We start from the raw sequence: 21,874 nt of genomic DNA, 5'->3' as shown, positions 1-21,874 counted from the left end.
CTTTTTCTTTTTGTTAATTTGCAAATTAATTCACTTGCACTTATAAATATCCCGTGTTATTATGTGTATATTGACAGCATATAAATGCATAAAAATACATTGGGGGTTTTCATATTGAATAAAAAAATCGTTCTCGCATACTCAGGTGGATTAGATACATCGGTGGCCATCCCGTGGCTGAAAGGACAAGGCTACGACGTCGTCGCTGTTTGCCTGGATATCGGGGAAGGAAAAGATTTGAACTTCATTAAACAAAAAGCGCTTCAAGTTGGAGCGGTGGAAAGCTACATGATCGACGCAAGAGAAGAATTTGCCAACGAATATGCACTTATTTCTCTTCAAGCCCATACATTATATGAAGGCAAATATCCGCTTGTGTCGGCATTATCCCGTCCGCTTATTTCTAAAAAGCTGGTTGAGATTGCTGAAGAAACCGGTTCAACAGCAGTTGCTCACGGCTGCACAGGAAAAGGCAATGACCAAGTGCGTTTTGAAGTATCAATCAAATCATTGAACCCTAATCTAGAAGTTGTGGCTCCCGTCCGTGCTTGGGCGTGGTCACGTGATGAAGAAATCGCTTATGCAAAAGAAAACAATGTTCCGATTCCGGTGAATTTGGACAGCCCGTTCTCTATCGACCAAAACCTTTGGGGACGCGCCAACGAATGTGGCGTTCTGGAAGATCCGTGGGCAGCACCGCCGGAAGAAGCTTATGATGTAACGGCTGCTTTGGAAAACACACCGGACACTCCGGATATCGTTGAAATTGAATTTGTGAACGGCGTACCGGTTCAATTGAACGGCGTTTCTTATACATTCGCAAACTTGATTCTTGAATTGAACCATCTGGCTGGAAAACACGGCGTCGGCAGAATCGACCATGTCGAAAACCGTCTCGTCGGCATCAAATCCCGTGAAATCTACGAAGCTCCAGCCGCTATGACTTTGATTGCGGCACATAAAGAGCTGGAAGACATTACACTTGTGAAGGAAATGGCGCATTTCAAACCGGTCATTGAAAAGAAATTGACGGAATTGATTTATGAAGGCCTATGGTTCTCGCCGCTTCGTGTCGCTTTGGAATCATTCCTGAAAGAAACGCAAGTTTATGTCAACGGCACAGTGCGTGTTAAATTGTTCAAAGGACATGCCATCATCGAAGGGCGTAAATCACCAAACTCCCTATACAGCGAGCAGTTGGCGACTTATTCAACGGATGATACATTCAACCATGAATCAGCTGTCGGCTTTATCGAATTATGGGGCCTTCCGACAGTCGTCAATTCCATGGTCAATAGAAAAGAAGTCGTTGTTCCTGAAAACGTGAAAGTAGGGGTTAAATCATGACCAAACTGTGGGGCGGCCGTTTTCAAAAATCGGCCGAACAGTGGGTTGATGAGTTTGGAGCTTCCATTTCTTTTGACCAGAAACTGGTCCTGGAAGATTTAGAAGGCAGCACGGCACATGTCAAAATGCTTGGAGCTTGCCAGATTCTTTCAGAAGAAGAGACGGCTTTGATCTTATCGGGGCTCCAAACGCTGAAAGAAAAAGCGCAAGCCGGCGATTTGGAATTCAGCGTTTCGAACGAAGACATCCACTTAAACTTGGAAAAACATTTAATCGATGAAATCGGCCCGGTCGGCGGCAAACTCCATACAGCGAGAAGTCGCAATGACCAAGTTGCGACCGATATGCATCTTTATTTAAAAAACCGGGTAAAAGAAATAATAGAAGCGGTTACTGCGTTCCAGTCGGCCATCGTCGAGCAGGCGGAAGCCCATGTGGAAACTGTGGTGCCAGGCTATACCCATTTGCAGCGTGCACAGCCGATTTCATTTGGCCATCATTTGCTGACGTATTTTTGGATGCTTGAACGCGATAAAGAACGTTTGTCGGAATCGCTGAAACGCATCGACTTGTCGCCGCTTGGCGCCGGGGCGATGTCGGGCACGACTTTCCCGATTGACCGTGAATTGTCAGCCAGCTTCCTCGGGTTTTCCGGCGTTTACCAAAACAGCCTGGACGCCGTCAGTGACCGCGACTTTATCGTTGAATTTCTCAGCAATGCTTCAATGCTGATGATGCATATGTCCCGTTTTGCCGAAGAAATCATTCTTTGGTCAAGTGAAGAATTCCGCTTTATCGAACTGGATGATGCTTTCTCAACGGGCTCAAGCATCATGCCGCAGAAGAAAAACCCGGATATGGCCGAACTGATCCGCGGCAAGACCGGTCGCGTCTATGGCAACCTTTTCGGATTGCTTACGACGCTGAAAGGCCTGCCGCTTGCCTACAATAAAGATATGCAAGAAGACAAAGAAGGCATGTTTGATACGGTCCATACATTGATGGGGTCCTTGCCGATTTTTGAAGGCATGGTCCGTACGATGACAGTCCGCACCGATTCTATGGAAAAAGCTGTACATTCGGATTTTTCGAATGCCACAGAGCTCGCCGATTACTTGGCAGCAAAGGGTATGCCATTCCGCGAAGCGCATGACGTGACCGGAAAACTGGTGTTCACTTGCATCCAGCGCGGTTATTTCCTGAAAGACCTGCCGCTGTCGGATTTGCAGGAGGCCAGCCCGTTGATTGGCGAAGACATCTACGAAACCTTGAAGCCGAAAACTGCGGTAAAGCGCAGAAACTCGCTCGGGGGCACAGGATTTGATCAAGTAAAACATCAACTGGGACTTGCCAAGCAACTCATCGGGTAAAAAGTCCAATCATATAAGCCAGATGCGCTTGGTACCCGCATCTGGAAGCTAGAAGCCGATTTTCCTCTCCCCTAAGGAAAATCGGCTTTTACTATGGCAATTTTTACGTTTGGCAAATGCCTTAAGCCTTAGGGATCTTTTAGAATGAAGCTAAGATTTCCTTTATCCCACTTGGTGAATTTTAAGTTGAGCTGCTAGTTAAGACCGGTTTCCATTGAAATACTTTCCTTGCGGGCACCAATACTTTCCTTCCGAGCCTAAATACTTTCTTTTCACCTAGCAGGGCAACGAACCAAAATGCTTTGCAATGGTTTAATAGCAACAGAAAACGGTTATTGATTAAGAACAAGTGTTCGTATATGCTTATAGAAGGGAAAGAAAAGGGAGGCAAAAGTCATGTATGAGGAATTGGAAACACGGCCCATCATCTGCCTCGACATGCGCAGTTTCTATGCCAGTTGCGCTGCAATCGACCTAGGCCTCGATCCGTTGACCGCTTGCATTGCCGTAATCGGCAATCAGGAGCGGCGCGGCAGTGTGGTGCTGGCAGCGTCGCCGGTATTGAAGAAGGAGTTCGGGGTCAGGACCGGCACTCGGCTGTTTGAAATTCCGGATGATCCGCGCATCCAAAAAATCGAACCGAAAATGGGCTTCTTTTTAAAAGTGTCGATGGAAATTACCCGCTTGCTGAAAGAGTACGTGCCGGCTGAAGCAATCCACGTCTATAGCGTCGATGAAAGTTTTGTGGACTTGAGCGGCACCGGAAAATTATGGGGCACCCCCGAAGAAGTCATAGCACGCATCCAGGACGATATCATCCGCCAGTTTTGCCTGCCTTCCGCTATCGGCATGGGACCGAATATGCTGCTGGCGAAGCTGGCGCTCGATTTGGAAGCGAAAAAGGAAGGATTTGCAAAATGGACTTTTGCCGATGTGCCGGAAAAGTTATGGCCGGTTACGCCGCTCAGCAAAATGTGGGGCATCGGGGCACGGCTGGAGGCTACTTTGAATGGCATGGGAATTTTTTCAGTCGGTGACTTGGCGCATTGTGAACTCGCGCAGCTTGAAGCAAGTTTCGGCATTCTCGGCAATCAGCTTTATCATCATGCTTGGGGCATCGATTTGTCGGAACTCGGCGCGCCGCTTGTGGAAGGGCAAGTCAGTTATGGCAAAGGGCAGATCCTTTACCGTGATTACACCACGGCAAAGGATATTTCGGCGGTGCTGCTGGAAATGGCGGAAGATGTCGCCATGCGCGCCCGAACAGCCGGGAAAGCAGGACGCACGGTAACGCTTGCGGTCGGCTACAGCAAAAAAGCGTTTGGCGGTGGCTTTAACCGCTCACGGACCATTGAGGAAGCGACAAACGATACCTTGAAAATTTATGCTGTGTGCAAAGAATTGCTGTCGGAATTCTATGACGGCCGGCCGGCAAGAAGGCTTGCCCTTACGCTGACGAAATTGGAAGATGAAACATCGATGCAATTGAGCCTGTTTGAACAGCGGAAATGGCAGAACCGGAAATTAGGGGAAGCGATGGACCAATTGCGGGCAAAATATGGCCCGACTGCCGTACTGCGCGCGGTATCTTATACAGAAGCTGGCACGGCGCTCGAACGGGCAAATTTAATCGGCGGCCATAAAGCGGATGGCAGCATTGATGAACCGGAAGACTGAGATCCATCATTCAGAAAAAATCCGATTGAAAGCTCCGTTCCGATAAAGAACATTCCCCAGACAACCCGAATTTATTTCAAAACTCGAATTATTTCTATCTTTCCGTGAATAAGCTTGTTAAAATAAAAAAAGAATAAATCCATACATATACTCTAGACAGCAAGGGGAAAAAATTATGCGCGTTTTTTGGGAGTTGGGCTGGTTTTTCAAGGAAAGGAAAAAGCAATACATCAGCGGAGTTGTTTTGCTGTTGTTCGTGGCATTTCTTGGAGTGCTGCCGCCGCGCATCATCGGTTTTGTTGTCGATGAAATCAGCCAAGGCACTCTGACGCCTGCTTTTTTAGTGAAATGGCTGGGGGTTTTGGCGGCTTCAGCACTCCTCATGTATGCGCTGCGCTATGCATGGCGCCTGATGATCTTTGGCTCATCCATTCTTCTGGCAAGGAATCTGCGGGAGCGGCTGTTCCATCATTTTACGCAAATGTCACCGGCGTTTTACCAAAAGCGGCGGGTCGGCGACTTGATGGCCCATGCCACGAATGACTTGCAGGCCGTGCAGCAAACGGCAGGAGTCGGCGTTTTGACGCTGGTCGATTCCATTGCGACCGGGGGCTTTGTCATTGCGGCGATGGCCCTCACCGTCAATTGGAAATTGACGGTGATTGTGTTATTGCCGATGCCTTTGATGGCATATATGACCAATTATTACGGCAAACTGCTGCACGAACGGTTTCACGGAGCGCAAGAAGCGTTTTCAAGCTTAAATGACAAAACCCAGGAAAGCATCTCCGGCATGAAAGTCATTAAGACATTCGGCCAGGAACAACAGAATGTCGAAGATTTCAAGCGGTTGTCCGACCTTGTCGTCGATGAAAACATCCGCGTAGCACGTGTCGATTCGCTGTTTGACCCGACCATTTCCGCCATCATCGGCGTCTGTTATTTCCTGACGCTCGGCTTCGGCACTTATTTTGTCTTGAATGGGGAAATGACGATTGGCGATTTGGTGGCTTTCACGACGTATCTTGGCCTGTTGATCTGGCCAATGCTCGCTTTTGGCTGGCTCTTCAACATCGTTGAACGCGGACGGGCCTCTTATGACCGGATCCGCCAACTGCTCGCAGAACCGGTTGAAATTGATGACCGGGAAGATGCCGTTGATTTGCGGCCTCAGGGCAATATTGTCTTTTCACTGGAGCGATTCAGATTTACCGGCGATGATCGCGCGGCGCTGCAGGATGTTTATTTCACTTTGCGGCGCGGGGAGACACTTGGCATCGTCGGCAAGACCGGTTCCGGCAAATCCGCCATTTTACGTCTGTTGCTGCGGGAGTTTGATGATTATGATGGCGAAATCACATTCGGCGGAATTTCCGTCAACGATTATAAAAAACAGCGGCTCCGCGAGGCAATCGGCTACGTGCCGCAGGATCATTTCCTGTTTTCTACTACGGTGGCGGGCAATATTGCCTTTGCCCGGCCAGATGCCACGACCGACGAAGTGCACGCAGCGGCAAAGCTCGCCCATATCCATGAAGATATAGTGAATTTCACGGATGGCTACAACACCGTTGTCGGAGAGCGGGGCGTCTCGCTGTCCGGTGGGCAGAAACAACGGATTTTCATTGCCCGTGCATTGATGATGAGGCCGGAACTGTTGATATTGGACGATTCCTTGTCAGCAGTCGATGCGAAAACAGAAGAAGCGATTCTCGCTTCGTTGAGAAAAATGCGCACCGGTGAAACGACAATCATCACGTCGCACCGGCTCAGTGCCATCCAGCATGCCCATCAAATTCTGGTGATGCACGAAGGGACGGTCGCGGAAATCGGGACACATGAGCAGCTGATGAAGAAAAAAGGGCGTTATTATGAAATGTATGAGCTGCAGCAATTGGAAGCGCTCGTCGAGCAAGGAGGCGAAGCGTAATGGACAAACAAAAAGAATTGACCGGCAAAGACCAATGGATCGTCTTTAAACGGCTGCTGAAGTATTTGGGGCCGCATAAAAAAATGCTTGCAATCGCGATGTTTCTGCTGGTTTTGACTGTCGTTGGCGATGTGCTCGGCCCGGTGTTGATCAAGACCTTCATCGACGATTATTTGACGCCCGGCGTTTTTCCAACAGGGCCGATTGCCGGGCTGGCATTAGGGTATTTGTTTATCCAAGTATCCAACGTCATCATCAGTTATTTTCAATTGTTGAAATTCCAGGAAACGGCGCTGAAAATCATCCAGCAGCTGCGCATCGATGTATTTACAAAAGTCCAGCATCTCGGCATGCGCTATTTTGACCGGACACCTGCCGGCAGCATGGTTTCAAGGGTCACCAATGACACGGAAGCCATCAAGGACATGTTCGTCAGCGTACTGATCGGCTTTGTGCAAAGTGCGTTTTTGATTGTCGGGGTTTATATCGCCATGTTCTTCCTGAATGTCCGGCTCGCGCTCATTACGCTCTTGGTGCTGCCAATACTGGTATGGCTCATGTATCTGTACCGCAAATACAGTTCGGAATTTTACCAGGATCTGCGTGAACGGCTTGGCCAATTGAACGCCAAATTGTCGGAATCACTGCAAGGCATGGGCATGATCCAGGCGTTCGGGCAGGAAGCGCGGCTGCAGGATGAATTCAATGACATCAACAGCAAGCATTGGCAGGCAGGCAAGCGCAACATCAAGCTGGACGGCTTGCTGCTGCATCCGGCTATTGATTTGGTCTATGCGCTGGCATTGATCTTGCTGCTGAGTTATTTCGGTGTCACATCGTTCTCAAACACGGTGGAAGTCGGAGTGCTGTATGCCTTTGTGGCGTATATCAACCGCTTTTTCGAACCGGTCAACCAAGTGATGGAACGGCTGTCGATTTTCCAGCAAGCGATTGTCTCGGCATCCCGAGTGTTCGAATTGCTCGATGAACAAGATTTAGCGCCTTCACAAGCCGGAACAGCAGGCGAAATCACCGAAGGGAAAATCGAATTTTGCAATGTGACTTTTTCCTATGACGGCAAGACCGATGTCTTGAAAAACATTTCCTTCACGGCGATGCCTGGGCAGACAGTAGCGCTGGTGGGCCATACCGGCAGCGGGAAAAGTTCCATCATCAATTTGCTGATGCGGTTTTATGAATTTGAAGAAGGGGCTATTTTGATCGATGGGCAGTCGGTAAAAGATTTCCCGACACAAGAATTGCGCAGGAAAATGGGACTGGTGCTGCAAGATCCGTTCTTGTTTTACGGCACGATCGACAGCAACATCCGGCTCCATGACCAAGCCATGACAGACGGGGCGGTCCATGCCGCGGCGCAGTTTGTGCAAGCGGACCGCTTTATCAATGAACTGCCGCGCGGCTTCAAGCAGGAAGTCACGGAACGGGGGTCCACTTTCTCCAGCGGGCAGCGGCAACTCGTCGCTTTTGCGCGGACCATGGCCACCGATCCGAAAATCCTGGTGCTCGATGAAGCGACCGCCAACATTGATACAGAAACAGAAGTGGCGATTCAACTAGGCCTGGAACATATGAGGCAAGGGCGGACGACGATTGCCATCGCACACCGGCTCAGCACCATCCAAGATGCCGAACTGATTCTGGTGCTGCACCATGGGGAAATTGTCGAACGCGGCACACATCAGGAACTGCTGGCAAAACGGGGACTCTACCATAAGATGTATATGCTGCAAAACGGCATAGTGGAGTAACAGAAGGACGGCTGCGGCCGTCCTTTTTTTATGCCCAAAGGCATAAAGCGCTTTTCGAGGCAATACATGTAGAAAATTACATAAGGGAAGATAAAAAATACGGCAAGAAAGCAAGCAAGAGAAAAGGCTAAAAAACAGCTCGGTATGGCCATCCTGAAAAGCAAGGAGTAATCATAAAGTTGAAAGAGCATGCATTAATTTCTGGAAAGCTTGAAACGAAATGAAAAGGAGAAAAATCTGAAGAACATCCAAGAACTCATTGGAAATGCTCTTCAAAATTAAATGCAAAAAGCGCATTTTTATAATATATGTAGAAAACTACATAAGGTAATTTAATAAAAAATTCAAAACCGCCAACAACCAAGAACCGACAAAGAGGAAAAGGAAAAATGACGAAAAAAGAAGAAGGGCGCAACAGTGCCAGTGTCATTGACTGAGCGTACGGCCGGTGAGGCAAAACAGCTATTTCTACTTTTTGCATTGTCCACAAAGATGTCACAGGCAAAGGGGCGGTTATGTGAGAATAAATTTGGTAAGATAGGTAGAGCATAGTGAAAGGGTGACAATTGTGGCCGCTGATATAAATTTGTTTCTCGCGTTTGGTGCGGGATTTTTGAGTTTTATTTCACCTTGTACATTGCCGCTGTACCCGGCTTTTTTATCGTACATTACAGGGATGTCGATTGATGAACTCAAAAACGATAAAAAGGTCATGCGCAGAAGAGGCATGTACCATACATTATTTTTCTTATTAGGATTTTCAACCATCTTTATTGCTCTTGGATTCAGCACTTCTTTCTTTTACGAATGGTTTATCCGCTACGATGATTTGATTCGTCAATTAGGGGCAATTTTTATCGTCCTGTTCGGGCTGATGATAATCGAGGTGTTTACACCGAAGTTCTTGATGCAAGACCGAAAGCTTTCATTTAAAAACCGGCCTTCCGGTTTTCTTGGGACATTCGTTATCGGAATCGCTTTTGCGGCAGGATGGACCCCGTGTACGGGTCCGATTACGGCAGCCATTTATGCGCTTGCAGCAACAAATCCAGGATCCGGCATCTGGTATATGGTAGCTTATATTCTCGGTTTTGCCATTCCATTCTTTGTCTTGTCGTTCTTTGTGGCACAAACGGGCTGGCTTCGCAGAAACAGCCAAAAGATTATGACAGTCGGCGGCTATGTTATGATAGCGGTAGGAATATTGTTGTTCTTTGACGGGATGACGTATATCATCCAAATCCTGAGCCCGTTGTTCGGTGATTTCCAAGGGTTTTAATTGATGAGTAAGCAGGTGGAAGCATGAAAAACACATTATTAATAGAAGAAAGAAGCCAAAAAATAGAGTGCTTCGAGGTGAGCATACATGTTTGAGATGTTGGAGATGATTCCTTCCTGGGTCATGCTTTCGGCAACAACTGTCGGGGCGCTCGGTATGGGGATAATGGCTATGGTGGTGCGGACCAAATCCGCCAAAAAACCAGCCTCAGCCAAAAAAATCATTTTGCCGCCTTTATTTATGTCTACCGGTGCTTTGATGTTCGTCTTTCCATTTTTCCGGGTAGCGCCTATGCAAATCCTGGAAGCTCTAGCAGTCGGCATGCTGTTTTCAACGGTGCTGATCTGGACCTCGAAATTCGAAATTCGGGACGGAGACATTTATTTAAAACAATCCAAGGCATTTGTCTTTATCCTGATTGGCTTGCTGCTGATCCGCCTGATTGGAAAAGTTGTTTTGAGTTCGACGATCGATATCGGCGAACTGGGCGGCATGTTCTGGATTCTTGCCTTCGGCATGATTGTTCCGTGGCGATTGGCGATGTTCCTGCAATACAAAAAACTTCAAGAAAAAATAGAAAGCGCAGTTCCTCATTAAGGAACTGCGCTTTTAGTTTGACTTTAGAAGCCAGAATTCACTTTATCTCCTCGTAAAAGAAAAAACTGCAGGCGCCTCGGAATTTCCGAAGGGGCCTGCAGTCTAGCGTGCAGTTTCCATTCAAGGAACTGCGCGTTTTTATTTCTCGAAATATTGCTCGTAGGGATTGACGTCAATCTGCATTTCCGCCAGTTTTTTGCGGAGAAATTTATGGTCACGTTTCGGGGTAGCCTGGATATATCCCCGAATGATGTGCTCAAGCTTCATCTTCTTCGCTTTTTCTTCCAATAAAATCTGGCCGATTTTACCGGCGATTTTTTGTTTGGCGACAGGACGGAACAAATCCGGAACCGGCTGCACCAATTCATTCAGCATCGCTTTTTCTTCTGCTCCCCATAAATGGATGGTTTTATCTACATAGTACTCTTCCCAGTTCAAATCAGACAATCCGTCTTTCTTGGGCATCGACTTGAGAAATTTCCGGAACATGAAGTAGCCGCCTATTGCAAACAAGCCAACTAAGACCACGACCCAAAACAGGATAAACCATAGAAACCAGCCTTCAAGTGCCACTTTGTTCACCTCGTTTATTCTTACCTTCATCTATTATAGAAGGATTTTCGTAAAAGTTCATTAAAAATGTATCTTCTTTTTGCATTTGTGTCTATATAGCGAATGAAAGGAGGTGAGCAACATGGCAGCAAGCGAATTCAAGAACGCCAACATGCGGTGCACGTTTGACAACGGGTTGGATGACAAAGGCAAGACGAAGAAAAAAGTAAAAGCGTACCACAACGTACGGGAAACAGCTGCAGCTGATGGCATTTACGCAGTAGCGATTGTCTTGACGGATTTTGGCACGAAGGAGCTATTGTTCCTTGAAAAGCAATCCGGGTTGAACATCTACGCATAATGACAAAGGGGGAATAAGGAATGGCAAAAACATTGGAACTGGTCTTTGAAACAGCCGCAGGGAAAGAAGTGACGCTATCGGTTGAAGATCCGCGCGAAAACGTCACCCCGCTGGAATTGCAGACGGGCATGCAAACCATCATCACGCATAATATCTTTGAAGTGGAAGGCTCTGCACTGACCACGGCAAAAGCTGCCCGCATCGTGGAGCGCAATGTAGTGGAGTACCAAGTGTAAAGGAATAAGGCAAGATGGGCTCTCCTGAATCAGGAGGGCCTTTTTAAATAGAAGCGAGGTGGAAAAAATGGATGAGTGGATGCGGTTGATCCAGGAAGTGGGCTTTCCGATCTTTGTGTCGTTTTATTTGATGCACCGGGTGGAAGCGAAGCTTGTGGCGATACACGACGCATTGATCACATTAAAGATTTCCTGACTTCACAGATTTGTGATAAAGGCGGACGGGCAACAGTTGTATTGGGATGAAGCTTTCGCTAAGATAAGGGGTATGGACGAATGGAGGAATACAGCATGAGATATATGAAAGCCGCTTTCCTCATGGGGCTGATTTTGATGCTTTCAGCTTGCGGCAGCGATCAGATTGAAGATTTTTCATACACAGACCATAGAGGAGAGACCGTTTCTCTTGAGAGCTTAAAAGGCACGCCGTGGCTCGCCACTTTCGTCTTCACGAATTGCGAAACGGTGTGTCCGCCAATGACCTTCAATATGGCAGGCATCCAGGAAGAATTGGTGAAACAAGGCATTGAAGATTACAAGATTGTCGCTTTCAGTGTGGATCCAAAAGAAGATACACCAGAGATAATGACAGAGTACCTGAAGAACTTTTCGGTTCCGGATGAATCGAAATGGCATTTGCTGACGGGTTACAGCCAGCAGGAAATTGCTGATTTTGCCGTAGACAATTTCAAAACTTTAGTCAAGGACGATCCGAACAGCAATCAAGTGATCCACGGAACATCTTTTTACTTGATGGATACAGAAGGAGCCATCGCCAATAACTACGATGGATTTACCGATGTGCCGGTAAAAGAAATCACCAAAGATTTGAAAGCGTTAATTGAAAAGTAAAAAACCCGGTCATTGACCGGGTTTTTCTTTTGCCAATAAATCGCGGATTTCCACGAGCAGCTCTTCTTTTTTATCCAAAACAGGCAGCTCTTCTTCAGCAGGTACATCTTTTTTTCGTTTTACTTTTGTAAACATACGAATTACCAAAAAGATGGAAAAGGCGATGATGAAAAAGTCGATGACCGATTGGGCAAACACGCCATATCTCAATTCGGCCCCTTGGAACGTATAGGTCCAGTCTTCCACGCTGAAACCACCCAGCAAAATTCCGACGGCTGGCATGATGATGTCTTCAACCAGAGAAGTCACGATTTTTCCGAACGCAGTCCCGATGACTACAGCAATGGCCAGGTCCAATACATTTCCCTTTAACGCAAATTTCTTAAAATCTTCCCACATGCTCGTCAACTCCTCTGTTCAAGTCTACAGAAAATATGGCCATAATCAAATGCAGATTTACTTGAAATTGTAAATTATATCCGATTCCTTCCCAGCAGTATACAGAAATCTACAATAAGATATGGTAAACTAGGGGAAATGAGCGATTAGGTGTGGAAAAAATGAAAAAAATGAAAAAAAGCAAACGGCTGAACCGTTTGAAATTGTGGTTTTTGGTTGTATTGTTTCCAGCGGCGGTTGTGTTGACCACACTTTTCATCGTGGTTTTTTATTTGTTCAACCCCATTACGGTTGTGAATACGCTGAAAGAAACACCCAAACAATTATTTGAAATTGAATTTCCTGAGGAAAATATTCCGCTTTATCAAGAAGCGGCAGATGAATACGGGATACCGTGGACCTTGCTAGCGGCGCATCATCGCATCGAAACGAAGTTTTCAACGATGGATCCGCTGCTGTCGCCGGTAGGGGCAGAAGGGCATCTTCAATTCATGCCTTGCACGTTTGTTGGCTGGAGCCATCCGACATGTTCTGGAAAAGGCCAGGGACAGATTCCGGAATCCGAGAAAACGGATCCGGCCGTCATTGCCAAATACGGGGGATACGGAGTGGACGGAAATAACGACGGCGTGGCCGATCCGTATAACCTCTCCGATGCCTTGTACAGCGCGGCTAATTATCTGTCCCAGAACGGGGCAGCCGAAGGGGATCTCGAAAGAGCGATTTTCCAGTATAACCACAGTGACAAATACGTAGAAGATATTTTGCATTATTACCATCAATACGAAGAACAGTTTCAGGCGCAATAAAAAAACCGGATCCTCGAGGGATCCGGTTTTGCTATTTTATTAAGTTCTTCTAGTTCTACCTTTACGCATAGATCCAAGAATAAGGCTTAATATAAACACTAGTACTAAAGCGCCGATCAATGCAGGGATTAAATAAACGCCCCAAATTTGCGGGCCCCAGTCGCCAAGCAGCAAGCTGCCTAGCCATGCGCCAACAATACCTGCGATGATGTTACCGATAATGCCGCCAGGAATGTCTTTACCAAGAATTAGACCTGCAAGCCAGCCTATGATACCACCCATAATCAAAAACAATAAGAAACTCATCCTGTCCAACTCCTTTTTTAGTAATGAATAAGTGCTACACTTAAGATATATCCTTAATCATGACTTTTGAAACATGGAGTTGAAAAAAATTATTTCACTGCAGCTCCCAAGGTATTTTTAAAATGGCGTAAGGCCCATTCATGGCCAGCCGGATCAAAGCTTGCCACAGCATCTTCATAGACTACAATTTTGAAGCCTTTGTTATAGGCGTCGACCGCTGTATGAAGCACGCAAATATCCGTACAAACCCCGGCAATATGCACTTCTTCTATGTTCCTTTCACGCAGCAGCATCTCCAGGTTGGTTCCGGCAAACGCACTGTAGCGGGTTTTGTCCATCCAGACAATGCTGTCTTTGTGTGCGTTATAAACTTCTTCCAGACGGCCGTATAAATTTCTTCCTGCTGTGCCTCTTATATTGTGTGGCGGGAAGAGCTTCGCTTCCGGATGAAAGCTGTTTTCAATTTCGTGCAAATCGACCGGCATCACCACGAAATCGTTGTTCTGTACAAATTCCTCGGTTAACGAGCAAATTTTCTGTTCAATGGCCTGGCCGGGCTTTCCGCAAGTCAAAGCCCCGTCATCTGCCACAAAATCGACTGTGTAATCCACTACCAATAACGCTTTTTTCATCATTCCGCCTCCTTATCTGTTCCTTTTAATCTAACCATAAAAAAATTGTGAAAAAAAGCGATATTGTATATTGTGAATTGAAATAATTTTCAGTATAATCTTCAAAAGGAGATGGTGGATATGGTATTCGAAAACACAGAAAAGTTGAATCGTCAGGCGTTATGGTTTGTCATCCTGCATACACTCATCATTTTTAACTTTGCACTCGACTTCGAAGTGTTTATGTGATCCATCATTTAAAATAACCTGCTCCCAATTTACGGGAGCAGGTTATTTTAATGGACGAATCTAATCGCGCTTTAAACGTGTCAAGGAGTCCTTCAGCATACGGGACGCCGAATCGAGCGAGACGCCCATAATCTGCTGGATTTCTTCCAGGTTTTTGTGTTCCACTGCATATAGATGGTGTACATAAGCAAAACGGATATCCCCCGATCGGATGGGCGTTCCAAGAAAGGCCGACAAGGAATCGGTGTAATCAGAAAGCGAACCCATTTTAAACATCGTGTATTCATCTTTTACTTTGGAGGAAAGCAGGTAAGGGGTATTGCGGAAAATAGCCCGTTCAATCCCTTCAAGCATAACTTGTATTTCCTTCCCCGTGAATTCGATATGGACCATATAGCCATCTTTCTTTTCAACGGTCAATTCCAGCACATCGCCGTGATCGGCGAAATCTTCCACTTCGATTGCTGCCATATCCCGCAGTCTCAGGCCCCTCATATACAACAGAAAAAGAATCTTCGCATTTAATGATAGTTGATCGGATTCCAGCACCGCCATCTTTTTAGCCAACAGCTCTTCGTAATTCACGTGAATGTCCGAAGGAGTCAAATCCAATTTTTGATTGAACTTGAATTTCGGCATAAAATCAACGGGAATCTTGCCGATTTGCCACATATAATCAAACCATTGGCGAATATAGATCAATTTGCGGTTTAACGTACTGTCTTTGATGCCCGTCGCATATTCTTCCTGCAGAAACTTTTGGATATCGATGGGGCGGATTTCATGGGGTTCCACTTGTTTTTTATATGTTTTCCGCAAGAATGCGAAAAGTGATCGAATTAATTGCACTTCGTGGACAACCGTATTTGGGCTAATGCCGTTTTTCAATCGATACTTTTCATAACCATAAGGCATAAAGCAGTTCCCCTCCTCCATATTTATCCTTAATTATACCATTAATCAAGGAAAATAGAACGTATCTTCCCTTATTTTAATCAATAGAAATGCTGTAAGGATGCGGGATTGAGTCCAAAAAGACCCGGTCATCCTTCGATCAAAAAATTACTAGCCAAGAAAGCTTTATTTGAATAGTTTAAGGGTATGCCATACTATAGAAGGCCGTTAAAATGGGGGATAGCTATGTTCAAAGACGAAAACGCAAAAATCAGAAACGCTGTACTGAAAGCCGTGGAAGGGGTGAATGATGAAACGCTCAATAGGAAGCCCTCTGCAGATGAGTGGTCACCGATGCAGATCCTCGATCATCTCCAGCTGATGGAAACCATGATTGCCAGAAGTCTTGCCAAACAATTGGCTAGCGGAAAATATGAAAAGGCAGTCAAGAAGCCGATTCAATTGACCGTCAGCCGCATGGTGAAAGTGGAGGCGCCGCATCATGTCGTGCCCTCTGCTGAATTTATTCCACTTGAAGACATGAAGAAGCGGCTGGAAGCTTCACGGGCTTTGCTTCACAAAGTTTATGACGGAGCGGCAGCAGAAGTATTAGAAGGAAAATCTATGCCCCATCCCGTTTTTGGCAAAGTGCCTCTGATTCAATGGTTTCCATTTATCGGCCTTCACGAAAAAAGGCATTTGAAACAGCTAAAAAAGACTTTGGAAAAACTGGAAACTGCAAAGGTTGAGTGATTCAAAAAACTTATTACAATCTATAATTTTAATGTAATTTACTTATGCTTCTCTTTTCGGTATGATGAAAGAGGAGAAAAGACTCTTACTCAGCCTTTTCAGAAGATTTAAAGGAGGAACATAATCATGGCAAAAAGCAGTTTGCACAACAGCCGTACTTCTTTTGAGCTAAATGGCAAAACGTATAACTATTATCGTTTAGCTGCATTAGAAGAAGCAGGAATCGCGAAAGTATCACGACTTCCTTACTCGATTAAAGTACTTTTAGAATCCGTATTGCGTCAGCATGACGGATACGTCATCAAAGACGAACACGTTGAAGAATTAGCAAAATGGGGCAAAAATGCCAACAAAGAAGCGGAAGTTCCATTCAAACCGTCACGCGTAATCCTTCAGGATTTCACGGGTGTACCGGTAGTCGTTGACTTGGCAGCCCTTCGTTCAGCAATGTCTGAACTTGGCGGAGACCCGAACAAGATCAATCCGGATGTGCCGGTTGACTTGGTTGTTGACCACTCGGTCCAAGTAGACAGCTACGGTTCGAACGAATCTTTGAAAATCAACACGAAACTAGAGTTTGAGCGCAACGCAGAGCGCTACCAGTTCCTAAACTGGGCACAAAAAGCATATGACAACTACCGTGCTGTTCCACCGGAAACAGGAATTGTTCACCAAGTAAACCTTGAGTACTTGGCAAGTGTTGTCCATGCGATCCAAAATGAAGACGGAACGTTTGAAGCTTACCCGGATACACTGGTCGGTACGGATTCTCACACAACGATGATCAACGGCCTGGGTGTACTTGGATGGGGCGTCGGCGGTATCGAAGCGGAAGCGGGCATGCTTGGCCAACCTTCATTCTTCCCGATTCCAGAAGTTATCGGCGTTAAATTGACCAACGCATTGCCAAACGGTGCTACTGCAACTGACTTGGCTTTGAAAATCACGCAAGTACTTCGCCAAAAAGGCGTTGTTGGTAAATTCGTTGAGTTCTACGGGGCCGGTGTTACGACATTGCCGCTTGCTGACCGTTCAACGATTGCTAACATGGCTCCTGAATACGGCGCAACTTGCGGTTTCTTCCCGGTTGACGAAGAAGCACTTGATTACTTGCGTTTGACTGGCCGTGAAGACAGCCACATTGAAGTCGTGAAAGCATACTTGCAAGCGAACGACATGTTCTTCGATGCAGACAAAGATCCTGTTTATACAGATACCATCGAGCTTGATCTTTCGACAATCGAACCAAACTTGTCAGGCCCGAAACGTCCGCAGGATTTGATTCCTTTGTCTGAAATGAAGACGGAATTCAACAAAGCGGTAACGGCTCCTGAAGGCCCGCACGGTTTCGCTCTTAGCGAAGAAGAAATCAACAAAACAGCGACTGTTAACTTTAAAGACGGTTCAACAGCGGTTATGAAGACCGGTGCAATCGGTATCGCAGCGATCACTTCATGTACAAATACTTCAAACCCATACGTTATGCTTGGCGCTGGCCTTGTTGCGAAAAAAGCAGCTGAAAAAGGTCTAATGCCACCGGCTTACGTTAAAACTTCTTTGGCGCCAGGTTCAAAAGTTGTTACCGGCTACCTGCAGCAGAGCGGCCTTCTTGAATACTTGGAGCAAATCCGCTTCAACTTGGTAGGTTACGGCTGTACAACATGTATCGGTAACTCTGGTCCAATGCTTCCTGAAATCGAAGATGCGATTTTAGACAGCGACTTATTGGTAACTTCTGTCCTTTCCGGTAACCGTAACTTTGAAGGGCGTATCCACCCGCTTGTAAAAGCGAACTACTTGGCTTCACCGCCATTGGTTGTTGCTTATGCACTGGCAGGAACGGTTGATATCGATCTTCAAAACGACCCGATCGGGCAAGACAAAGAAGGCAATAACGTTTACTTAAGCGATATCTGGCCAACAACTGAAGAAGTCAACGAAGTTGTGAAGAGCACAGTGACGCCTGAATTGTTCCGCAAAGAATATGCACGTGTGTTTGATGAAAACCAAACATGGAATGCAATTGAAACGAATGACGATTCCCTATATGCGTTTGACGAAGAGTCAACTTATATTCAGAACCCGCCATTCTTCCAAGGGCTTTCTGTAGAACCACAACCGATCCAGTCTCTTGATAACTTGCGCGTAGTCGCGAAATTCGCAGATTCGATCACAACGGACCACATTTCACCAGCTGGCGCCATCGGCAAAGATACTCCAGCAGGTAAATACTTGCGTGAAAAAGGCGTAGAACCACGCAACTTCAACTCTTACGGTTCTCGCCGCGGTAACCACGAAGTAATGATGCGCGGAACGTTCGCGAACATCCGTATCCGTAACCAAGTGGCACCAGGCACAACCGGCGGTTACACAACTTACTGGCCGACTGGTGAAATCTTGCCGATCTATGATGCTGCCATGAAATATCAAGACCGTGGAACTGGCCTTGTTGTTCTTGCTGGTAAAGACTACGGAATGGGCTCTTCACGTGACTGGGCTGCCAAAGGTACATTCTTGCTTGGCATCAAGACCGTTATCGCTGAAAGCTATGAGCGTATCCACCGTTCGAACCTTGTGATGATGGGTGTTCTTCCGTTGCAATTCGTAAACGGACAAAACGCTGACTCACTTGGCTTGACTGGACGCGAAACCATTTCTGTGAACTTGACAGACGACGTGAAACCACGTGACGTTCTGACAGTTACAGCCACTGCTGAAGACGGTACCGTAACAGAATTCAATGCGCTTGTGCGTTTTGACTCTGAAGTTGAAGTTGACTACTACCGCCACGGTGGTATCCTTCAAATGGTATTGAGAAGAAAATTAGTAGAAGCTTAAGAAAAGCGGAAAGAGCCGCTTAGCAATAAAAGCAATAAAAACCATTACGGTCAGCCATCCCTTGAACCAGGATGTTTGATCTGTACAAACGAACCAATCCCTTACACTTAAATAAGGCTGCCAAAAGGCAGCCTTATTTTTTATTTATAAAGGGATTTTCTGTATACTTACATAGAGGTGAAAGTGAAAATGCATATAAGCGAGAAAGAAATTGAAATCCGCTACGCGGAAACAGACCAAATGGGCGTGGTGTATCACGCTAATTATATTATCTGGCTGGAAATCGGCCGCACCAAATTAATTGAAGACCTTGGCTTTACCTACGCCGGCATGGAAAGTGAAGGATATCTATCTCCGGTGACCGATATTTCGATCCAGTACAAAGCGGCGCTCCGCTACGGCCAGAAAGCGATCGTCCGCACATGGGTGGAAGGCCACGGCCGTCTCCGTACCACGTATGGTTATGAAATTCTCCATGAAGACGGAACGATTGCCGCGACTGCGACATCCGAACACGTTTTGGTCAAAAAAGAGTCATTCCGTCCGGTTTCGTTGCAGAAAATCTATCCGGAATGGCATGAGAAATACGAAGAAATCAAGAAGCAGGTTCCAGATGGCGTTCGGAATTAAACGGGATGAGCTAAACCGCTGGAAGCAGGATGTCGAAGACGGGCAAATCGCGTTTCTCACGCATTACTGGATTGACGACCGCTTTCCAGGCTGTTCGACGGTCACGAAAGTAGGCTGCAGTGATTTGACAAAGTTGGAGCAGTGGGGGAAGCAATATGGCTTGAAAGCCGAGTGGATGGATTTGCGCGGGGACTATCCCCATTTTGATTTGTTCGGTGACCGCCAGCGCCGGATCTTGGCAGCTGAAGGCATGATCGAGCAGTTAAACCGCTTTGATCTACACTAAAGGAATAAGGTACTTACCAGACTGCCGGCAGAAGTAAAGGTGCCGGCAGTTTTTTTTCGTGGAGCTGGCCAAGATCCCGGCAATTGACGGCCTTACGATTCCAGGAAATTCTCAATATACTCTTGTAATTCTGCTTTGATGTCTTCCAAGGACTCATCAAGCAGCTCTCCTATGCCTTGGCTGAGCGGGAAATTCTGATTGACTGGAAAACCGAAAAAATAGCGTTCACACGTCCAGATCGGGATGGTTTGCAAGTCGATCAACTCTTCGTTTTCATCACTAATGCTAACGACAAGAGAAGAACGATAGTCTGGCTGGAAAGGATCGTACCCATCTTTTTCGACGCCGGCATCCAGAATCATATAGTTTTGCAGGAATGCCGGCTGGTAACGGAGAAGCCATTTTTCAAGATACCTCTGCAATTCCGTTTCAATATGCTCAATCTGTCTTTTCAATTCGTCCGTAAATTCTTTTTGTGGAATTCGCATTCGGGCTGCCTTCTTTCAAAAAGATTGATTTGTTCCAACTTCATTTAGAGTGAAACTGATTAGCTTTACTGAAGTAAACCGGAAAAGTCCCCCCATACCCTTAAACCAAGGCAGTGAATAGACAAAAAAACACTGCCGAAGCAGTGCGGGCCAATTTCGATATGAAGTGGTAAATGTGAATCATGCACTTTCTTTCTCATAAGAATAATCCAGTTCCTGCAAATCATCGTTGACCGTGACATGCAGATCGTGGCCATCAAAAAACCAGGCGTCACTTTGCTCGACGTAATAAGTCACTTCGTCCTGTTCAACCGCTGCCGCTGCCTCTCCAGGCTCGTCCTTGGTGACACCAAGCGAGAATCCGGGCTGAAGCTGGCTTGAGCCGCCATAGCGGACATAAAAACGGACCGCTTCTCCAGCTGTAACTTCCATTTCCTCTTGAAACCACTTGAATGCGTCTTGACTGATTTTGATCTTCACTCTATGCACGCCCTTTCCCTGACATTACCATTTGATTTTGGGTTCCGTACCTGCTTTAATTCGTGCAATGTTTGCCCGGTGGCGATAAATGATGAATGTCGCCAAGATGACGATGACCGCCAGGAATAAATAATCTCCTGTATAGATGGCGTATATGGTGGTATAAATAACAGCAACTACAGCCAAAATGATGGAAGAAAGCGACACCATCTTGGTGATTTTCAGCGTGATGAGCAGTGCAGCTACCGCCACTAAAAAGAGGGGCCATTGATAACCAAGCAGGATGCCGCCGGACGTTGCCACCGCTTTTCCGCCTTTGAATTTCGCGAAAACCGGGAACATATGGCCGACTACGGCAATGACACCGAAAACCAAGGGATGTATATTGGTATCCATATAAAGCGGAATCAATGTCGCTGCTGTCCCTTTCAGTATATCCAGTACGGTTACGACGATTCCGGCTTTGGCGCCCAATGTCCGGAACGTGTTGGTAGCGCCCAGGTTGCCGCTTCCTTTTGTCCGGATGTCCGTTTTGTAAAAAATTTTCCCAATCCACAAAGCGGAAGGAATTGAGCCGAGCAAATAAGCTAAAAGTACTGGAAGAAATGTATCCATTTTGAACTCCTTTGAACCATACTATTTATGCTTTCAGTTTAACACGAAGCGAGTTCTTTGGACAATATGTGTCTGTTTGTTCACCATACCAAAGGAAATCATGTATGATAGAATAAAAAGGACAGGTGATTCTTGTGAACAATCCAAGCCGTGAAGAAATCAAAAAAATCCTTGATTCTGCAAAAACAATCGCAGTTGTGGGGTTAAGCCCCAATCCGAACCGGACTTCCTATATGGTATCTGAAGCCATGCAAAAAGCCGGCTACCGCATTATCCCCGTGAATCCTGCAGCTGACGAAGTATTAGGTGAGAAGAGCTATGCTTCACTGACTGATATTCCACACCCTGTTGATATCGTCAATATCTTCAGACGCAGTGAATTTTTGCCGGAACTGGCAAAAGAATTCGTTCAAATCGACTGTCCGGTGTTTTGGACACAATTGAATGTTGTGGATGAAAATGTGTTTAACGACTTGAATGATGCCGGTTACACGGTCATCATGGACCGCTGCATCAAAGTGGAACACGCCATCCTAAAATAAGACC

The 21,874-nt window shown here is 46.2% G+C and carries 25 protein-coding genes; 17 read left to right on the top strand and 8 right to left on the bottom strand.

The genetic code is table 11. The features are described from left to right. Positions 1-114 precede the first annotated feature (114 nt). From AC3AQ9_RS05430 to AC3AQ9_RS05400, 7 genes are all read left to right on the top strand, one after another. Positions 115-1,347: an argininosuccinate synthase gene (locus AC3AQ9_RS05430; RefSeq protein WP_488306420.1), complete on the top strand. Its 1,233-nt coding sequence runs from the start codon at positions 115-117 to the stop codon at positions 1,345-1,347. Next, positions 1,344-2,717, top strand: a complete 1,374-nt coding sequence (argH, locus tag AC3AQ9_RS05425) for an argininosuccinate lyase (RefSeq protein ID WP_488306419.1) — start codon at positions 1,344-1,346, stop codon at positions 2,715-2,717. The genes AC3AQ9_RS05430 and argH overlap by 4 nt, the downstream gene beginning before the upstream one ends. A gap of 396 nt (positions 2,718-3,113) precedes the next feature. Continuing rightward, on the top strand, positions 3,114-4,394 hold the full coding sequence (locus tag AC3AQ9_RS05420; protein ID WP_488306418.1) for a Y-family DNA polymerase: 1,281 nt from the start codon (positions 3,114-3,116) through the stop codon (positions 4,392-4,394). 175 nt (positions 4,395-4,569) lie between these two features. Beyond that, a complete protein-coding gene (locus AC3AQ9_RS05415) occupies positions 4,570-6,324 on the top strand; it encodes an ABC transporter ATP-binding protein (RefSeq protein WP_488306417.1) in 1,755 nt (584 codons plus the stop codon). Then, complete coding sequence (locus tag AC3AQ9_RS05410) at positions 6,324-8,093, top strand: ABC transporter ATP-binding protein (protein ID WP_488306416.1); 1,770 nt, start codon at positions 6,324-6,326, stop codon at positions 8,091-8,093. The genes AC3AQ9_RS05415 and AC3AQ9_RS05410 overlap by 1 nt, the downstream gene beginning before the upstream one ends. A gap of 568 nt (positions 8,094-8,661) precedes the next feature. After that, entirely contained in the window at positions 8,662-9,372 is a 711-nt protein-coding gene (locus AC3AQ9_RS05405; protein WP_488306415.1) for a cytochrome c biogenesis CcdA family protein, read from the top strand. 96 nt (positions 9,373-9,468) lie between these two features. Next, on the top strand, positions 9,469-9,969 hold the full coding sequence (locus AC3AQ9_RS05400) for a CcdC family protein (protein ID WP_488306832.1): 501 nt from the start codon (positions 9,469-9,471) through the stop codon (positions 9,967-9,969). Between the two features lie 138 nt (positions 9,970-10,107). Here the strand turns inward: AC3AQ9_RS05400 and AC3AQ9_RS05395 are convergent, their stop codons facing one another. Then, positions 10,108-10,542, bottom strand: a complete 435-nt coding sequence (locus AC3AQ9_RS05395; protein ID WP_488306831.1) for a DUF2621 family protein — start codon at positions 10,540-10,542, stop codon at positions 10,108-10,110. A 121-nt stretch (positions 10,543-10,663) separates the two neighbouring features. On the opposite strand from AC3AQ9_RS05395, the gene AC3AQ9_RS05390 reads away from it, so the two are divergent. The 4 genes from AC3AQ9_RS05390 to AC3AQ9_RS05375 all read left to right on the top strand — a co-directional run bounded on the left by AC3AQ9_RS05390 (position 10,664) and on the right by AC3AQ9_RS05375 (position 11,970). Continuing rightward, on the top strand, positions 10,664-10,882 hold the full coding sequence (locus AC3AQ9_RS05390) for a DUF1659 domain-containing protein (RefSeq protein WP_488306414.1): 219 nt from the start codon (positions 10,664-10,666) through the stop codon (positions 10,880-10,882). 20 nt (positions 10,883-10,902) lie between these two features. Then, complete coding sequence (locus tag AC3AQ9_RS05385; protein WP_488306413.1) at positions 10,903-11,118, top strand: DUF2922 domain-containing protein; 216 nt, start codon at positions 10,903-10,905, stop codon at positions 11,116-11,118. 67 nt (positions 11,119-11,185) lie between these two features. Then, the gene (locus AC3AQ9_RS05380; RefSeq protein ID WP_300992801.1) at positions 11,186-11,314 is read left to right on the top strand and encodes a YvrJ family protein; all 129 of its coding nucleotides are present in this window, start codon (positions 11,186-11,188) and stop codon (positions 11,312-11,314) included. Between the two features lie 95 nt (positions 11,315-11,409). Further along, positions 11,410-11,970: an SCO family protein gene (locus AC3AQ9_RS05375; RefSeq protein ID WP_488306412.1), complete on the top strand. Its 561-nt coding sequence runs from the start codon at positions 11,410-11,412 to the stop codon at positions 11,968-11,970. Between the two features lie 9 nt (positions 11,971-11,979). Here AC3AQ9_RS05375 and mscL read toward each other — a convergent pair whose 3' ends face one another. Then, positions 11,980-12,369, bottom strand: a complete 390-nt coding sequence (gene mscL / locus AC3AQ9_RS05370; protein ID WP_488306411.1) for a large conductance mechanosensitive channel protein MscL — start codon at positions 12,367-12,369, stop codon at positions 11,980-11,982. A gap of 161 nt (positions 12,370-12,530) precedes the next feature. Between mscL and AC3AQ9_RS05365 the strand changes: the two genes are divergently transcribed. Next, positions 12,531-13,178: a lytic transglycosylase domain-containing protein gene (locus AC3AQ9_RS05365; RefSeq protein WP_488306410.1), complete on the top strand. Its 648-nt coding sequence runs from the start codon at positions 12,531-12,533 to the stop codon at positions 13,176-13,178. Positions 13,179-13,217: 39 nt separating this feature from the next. Here the strand turns inward: AC3AQ9_RS05365 and AC3AQ9_RS05360 are convergent, their stop codons facing one another. From AC3AQ9_RS05360 to AC3AQ9_RS05350, 3 genes are all read right to left on the bottom strand, one after another. After that, positions 13,218-13,484, bottom strand: coding sequence for a GlsB/YeaQ/YmgE family stress response membrane protein (locus tag AC3AQ9_RS05360; protein WP_488306409.1), 267 nt, complete (start codon positions 13,482-13,484; stop codon positions 13,218-13,220). A gap of 89 nt (positions 13,485-13,573) precedes the next feature. Next, the gene (locus tag AC3AQ9_RS05355) at positions 13,574-14,116 is read right to left on the bottom strand and encodes a cysteine hydrolase family protein (protein WP_488306408.1); all 543 of its coding nucleotides are present in this window, start codon (positions 14,114-14,116) and stop codon (positions 13,574-13,576) included. Between the two features lie 288 nt (positions 14,117-14,404). Further along, entirely contained in the window at positions 14,405-15,259 is an 855-nt protein-coding gene (locus tag AC3AQ9_RS05350; protein ID WP_488306407.1) for a site-specific integrase, read from the bottom strand. A gap of 225 nt (positions 15,260-15,484) precedes the next feature. Between AC3AQ9_RS05350 and AC3AQ9_RS05345 the strand changes: the two genes are divergently transcribed. The 4 genes from AC3AQ9_RS05345 (at position 15,485) to AC3AQ9_RS05330 (ending at position 19,745) form a co-directional block, all read left to right on the top strand. Next, on the top strand, positions 15,485-15,991 hold the full coding sequence (locus AC3AQ9_RS05345) for a DinB family protein (RefSeq protein ID WP_488306406.1): 507 nt from the start codon (positions 15,485-15,487) through the stop codon (positions 15,989-15,991). A gap of 126 nt (positions 15,992-16,117) precedes the next feature. Continuing rightward, entirely contained in the window at positions 16,118-18,829 is a 2,712-nt protein-coding gene (acnA, locus tag AC3AQ9_RS05340) for an aconitate hydratase AcnA (protein WP_488306405.1), read from the top strand. Positions 18,830-19,018: 189 nt separating this feature from the next. Then, a complete protein-coding gene (locus tag AC3AQ9_RS05335; RefSeq protein ID WP_488306404.1) occupies positions 19,019-19,459 on the top strand; it encodes an acyl-CoA thioesterase in 441 nt (146 codons plus the stop codon). Then, on the top strand, positions 19,443-19,745 hold the full coding sequence (locus tag AC3AQ9_RS05330; RefSeq protein ID WP_488306403.1) for a hypothetical protein: 303 nt from the start codon (positions 19,443-19,445) through the stop codon (positions 19,743-19,745). Before AC3AQ9_RS05335 ends, AC3AQ9_RS05330 begins: the two co-directional genes overlap by 17 nt. Positions 19,746-19,837: 92 nt before the next feature. On the opposite strand, the gene AC3AQ9_RS05325 is transcribed toward AC3AQ9_RS05330, so the two are convergent. The 3 genes from AC3AQ9_RS05325 to plsY all read right to left on the bottom strand — a co-directional run bounded on the left by AC3AQ9_RS05325 (position 19,838) and on the right by plsY (position 21,328). Further along, a complete protein-coding gene (locus AC3AQ9_RS05325) occupies positions 19,838-20,233 on the bottom strand; it encodes a hypothetical protein (RefSeq protein WP_488306402.1) in 396 nt (131 codons plus the stop codon). 180 nt (positions 20,234-20,413) lie between these two features. Then, complete coding sequence (locus AC3AQ9_RS05320; RefSeq protein WP_488306401.1) at positions 20,414-20,713, bottom strand: HesB/YadR/YfhF family protein; 300 nt, start codon at positions 20,711-20,713, stop codon at positions 20,414-20,416. Positions 20,714-20,737: 24 nt separating this feature from the next. Further along, entirely contained in the window at positions 20,738-21,328 is a 591-nt protein-coding gene (gene plsY / locus AC3AQ9_RS05315) for a glycerol-3-phosphate 1-O-acyltransferase PlsY (RefSeq protein ID WP_488306400.1), read from the bottom strand. A gap of 134 nt (positions 21,329-21,462) precedes the next feature. Between plsY and AC3AQ9_RS05310 the strand changes: the two genes are divergently transcribed. Continuing rightward, complete coding sequence (locus tag AC3AQ9_RS05310) at positions 21,463-21,870, top strand: CoA-binding protein (protein ID WP_488306399.1); 408 nt, start codon at positions 21,463-21,465, stop codon at positions 21,868-21,870. The last annotated feature ends 4 nt before the right edge of the window (positions 21,871-21,874 follow it).

Source organism: Planococcus sp. VCh962 (assembly GCF_057748275.1).
The sequence above is the reverse complement of the archived record's forward strand: the minus strand, read 5'-3'. Positions and strand labels throughout refer to the sequence as shown.

Excerpts from the sequence above, each read along its gene's own strand:
- AC3AQ9_RS05390 (WP_488306414.1), top strand. The coding sequence starts at position 10,664 with ATGGCAGCAAGCGAATTCAAGAACGCCAACATGCGGTGCACGTTTGAC.
- AC3AQ9_RS05365 (WP_488306410.1), top strand. The coding sequence starts at position 12,531 with ATGAAAAAAATGAAAAAAAGCAAACGGCTGAACCGTTTGAAATTGTGG.
- AC3AQ9_RS05325 (WP_488306402.1), bottom strand. The coding sequence starts at position 20,233 with ATGCGAATTCCACAAAAAGAATTTACGGACGAATTGAAAAGACAGATT.
- AC3AQ9_RS05375 (WP_488306412.1), top strand. The coding sequence starts at position 11,410 with ATGAGATATATGAAAGCCGCTTTCCTCATGGGGCTGATTTTGATGCTT.
- AC3AQ9_RS05400 (WP_488306832.1), top strand. The coding sequence starts at position 9,469 with ATGTTGGAGATGATTCCTTCCTGGGTCATGCTTTCGGCAACAACTGTC.
- AC3AQ9_RS05335 (WP_488306404.1), top strand. The coding sequence starts at position 19,019 with ATGCATATAAGCGAGAAAGAAATTGAAATCCGCTACGCGGAAACAGAC.
- AC3AQ9_RS05385 (WP_488306413.1), top strand. The coding sequence starts at position 10,903 with ATGGCAAAAACATTGGAACTGGTCTTTGAAACAGCCGCAGGGAAAGAA.
- AC3AQ9_RS05380 (WP_300992801.1), top strand. The coding sequence starts at position 11,186 with ATGGATGAGTGGATGCGGTTGATCCAGGAAGTGGGCTTTCCGATCTTT.
- AC3AQ9_RS05350 (WP_488306407.1), bottom strand. The coding sequence starts at position 15,259 with ATGCCTTATGGTTATGAAAAGTATCGATTGAAAAACGGCATTAGCCCA.
- AC3AQ9_RS05355 (WP_488306408.1), bottom strand. The coding sequence starts at position 14,116 with ATGAAAAAAGCGTTATTGGTAGTGGATTACACAGTCGATTTTGTGGCA.
- AC3AQ9_RS05330 (WP_488306403.1), top strand. The coding sequence starts at position 19,443 with ATGGCGTTCGGAATTAAACGGGATGAGCTAAACCGCTGGAAGCAGGAT.
- mscL (WP_488306411.1), bottom strand. The coding sequence starts at position 12,369 with ATGTGGGAAGATTTTAAGAAATTTGCGTTAAAGGGAAATGTATTGGAC.
- AC3AQ9_RS05345 (WP_488306406.1), top strand. The coding sequence starts at position 15,485 with ATGTTCAAAGACGAAAACGCAAAAATCAGAAACGCTGTACTGAAAGCC.
- AC3AQ9_RS05360 (WP_488306409.1), bottom strand. The coding sequence starts at position 13,484 with ATGAGTTTCTTATTGTTTTTGATTATGGGTGGTATCATAGGCTGGCTT.
- AC3AQ9_RS05410 (WP_488306416.1), top strand. The coding sequence starts at position 6,324 with ATGGACAAACAAAAAGAATTGACCGGCAAAGACCAATGGATCGTCTTT.
- argH (WP_488306419.1), top strand. The coding sequence starts at position 1,344 with ATGACCAAACTGTGGGGCGGCCGTTTTCAAAAATCGGCCGAACAGTGG.
- plsY (WP_488306400.1), bottom strand. The coding sequence starts at position 21,328 with ATGGATACATTTCTTCCAGTACTTTTAGCTTATTTGCTCGGCTCAATT.
- acnA (WP_488306405.1), top strand. The coding sequence starts at position 16,118 with ATGGCAAAAAGCAGTTTGCACAACAGCCGTACTTCTTTTGAGCTAAAT.
- AC3AQ9_RS05415 (WP_488306417.1), top strand. The coding sequence starts at position 4,570 with ATGCGCGTTTTTTGGGAGTTGGGCTGGTTTTTCAAGGAAAGGAAAAAG.
- AC3AQ9_RS05420 (WP_488306418.1), top strand. The coding sequence starts at position 3,114 with ATGTATGAGGAATTGGAAACACGGCCCATCATCTGCCTCGACATGCGC.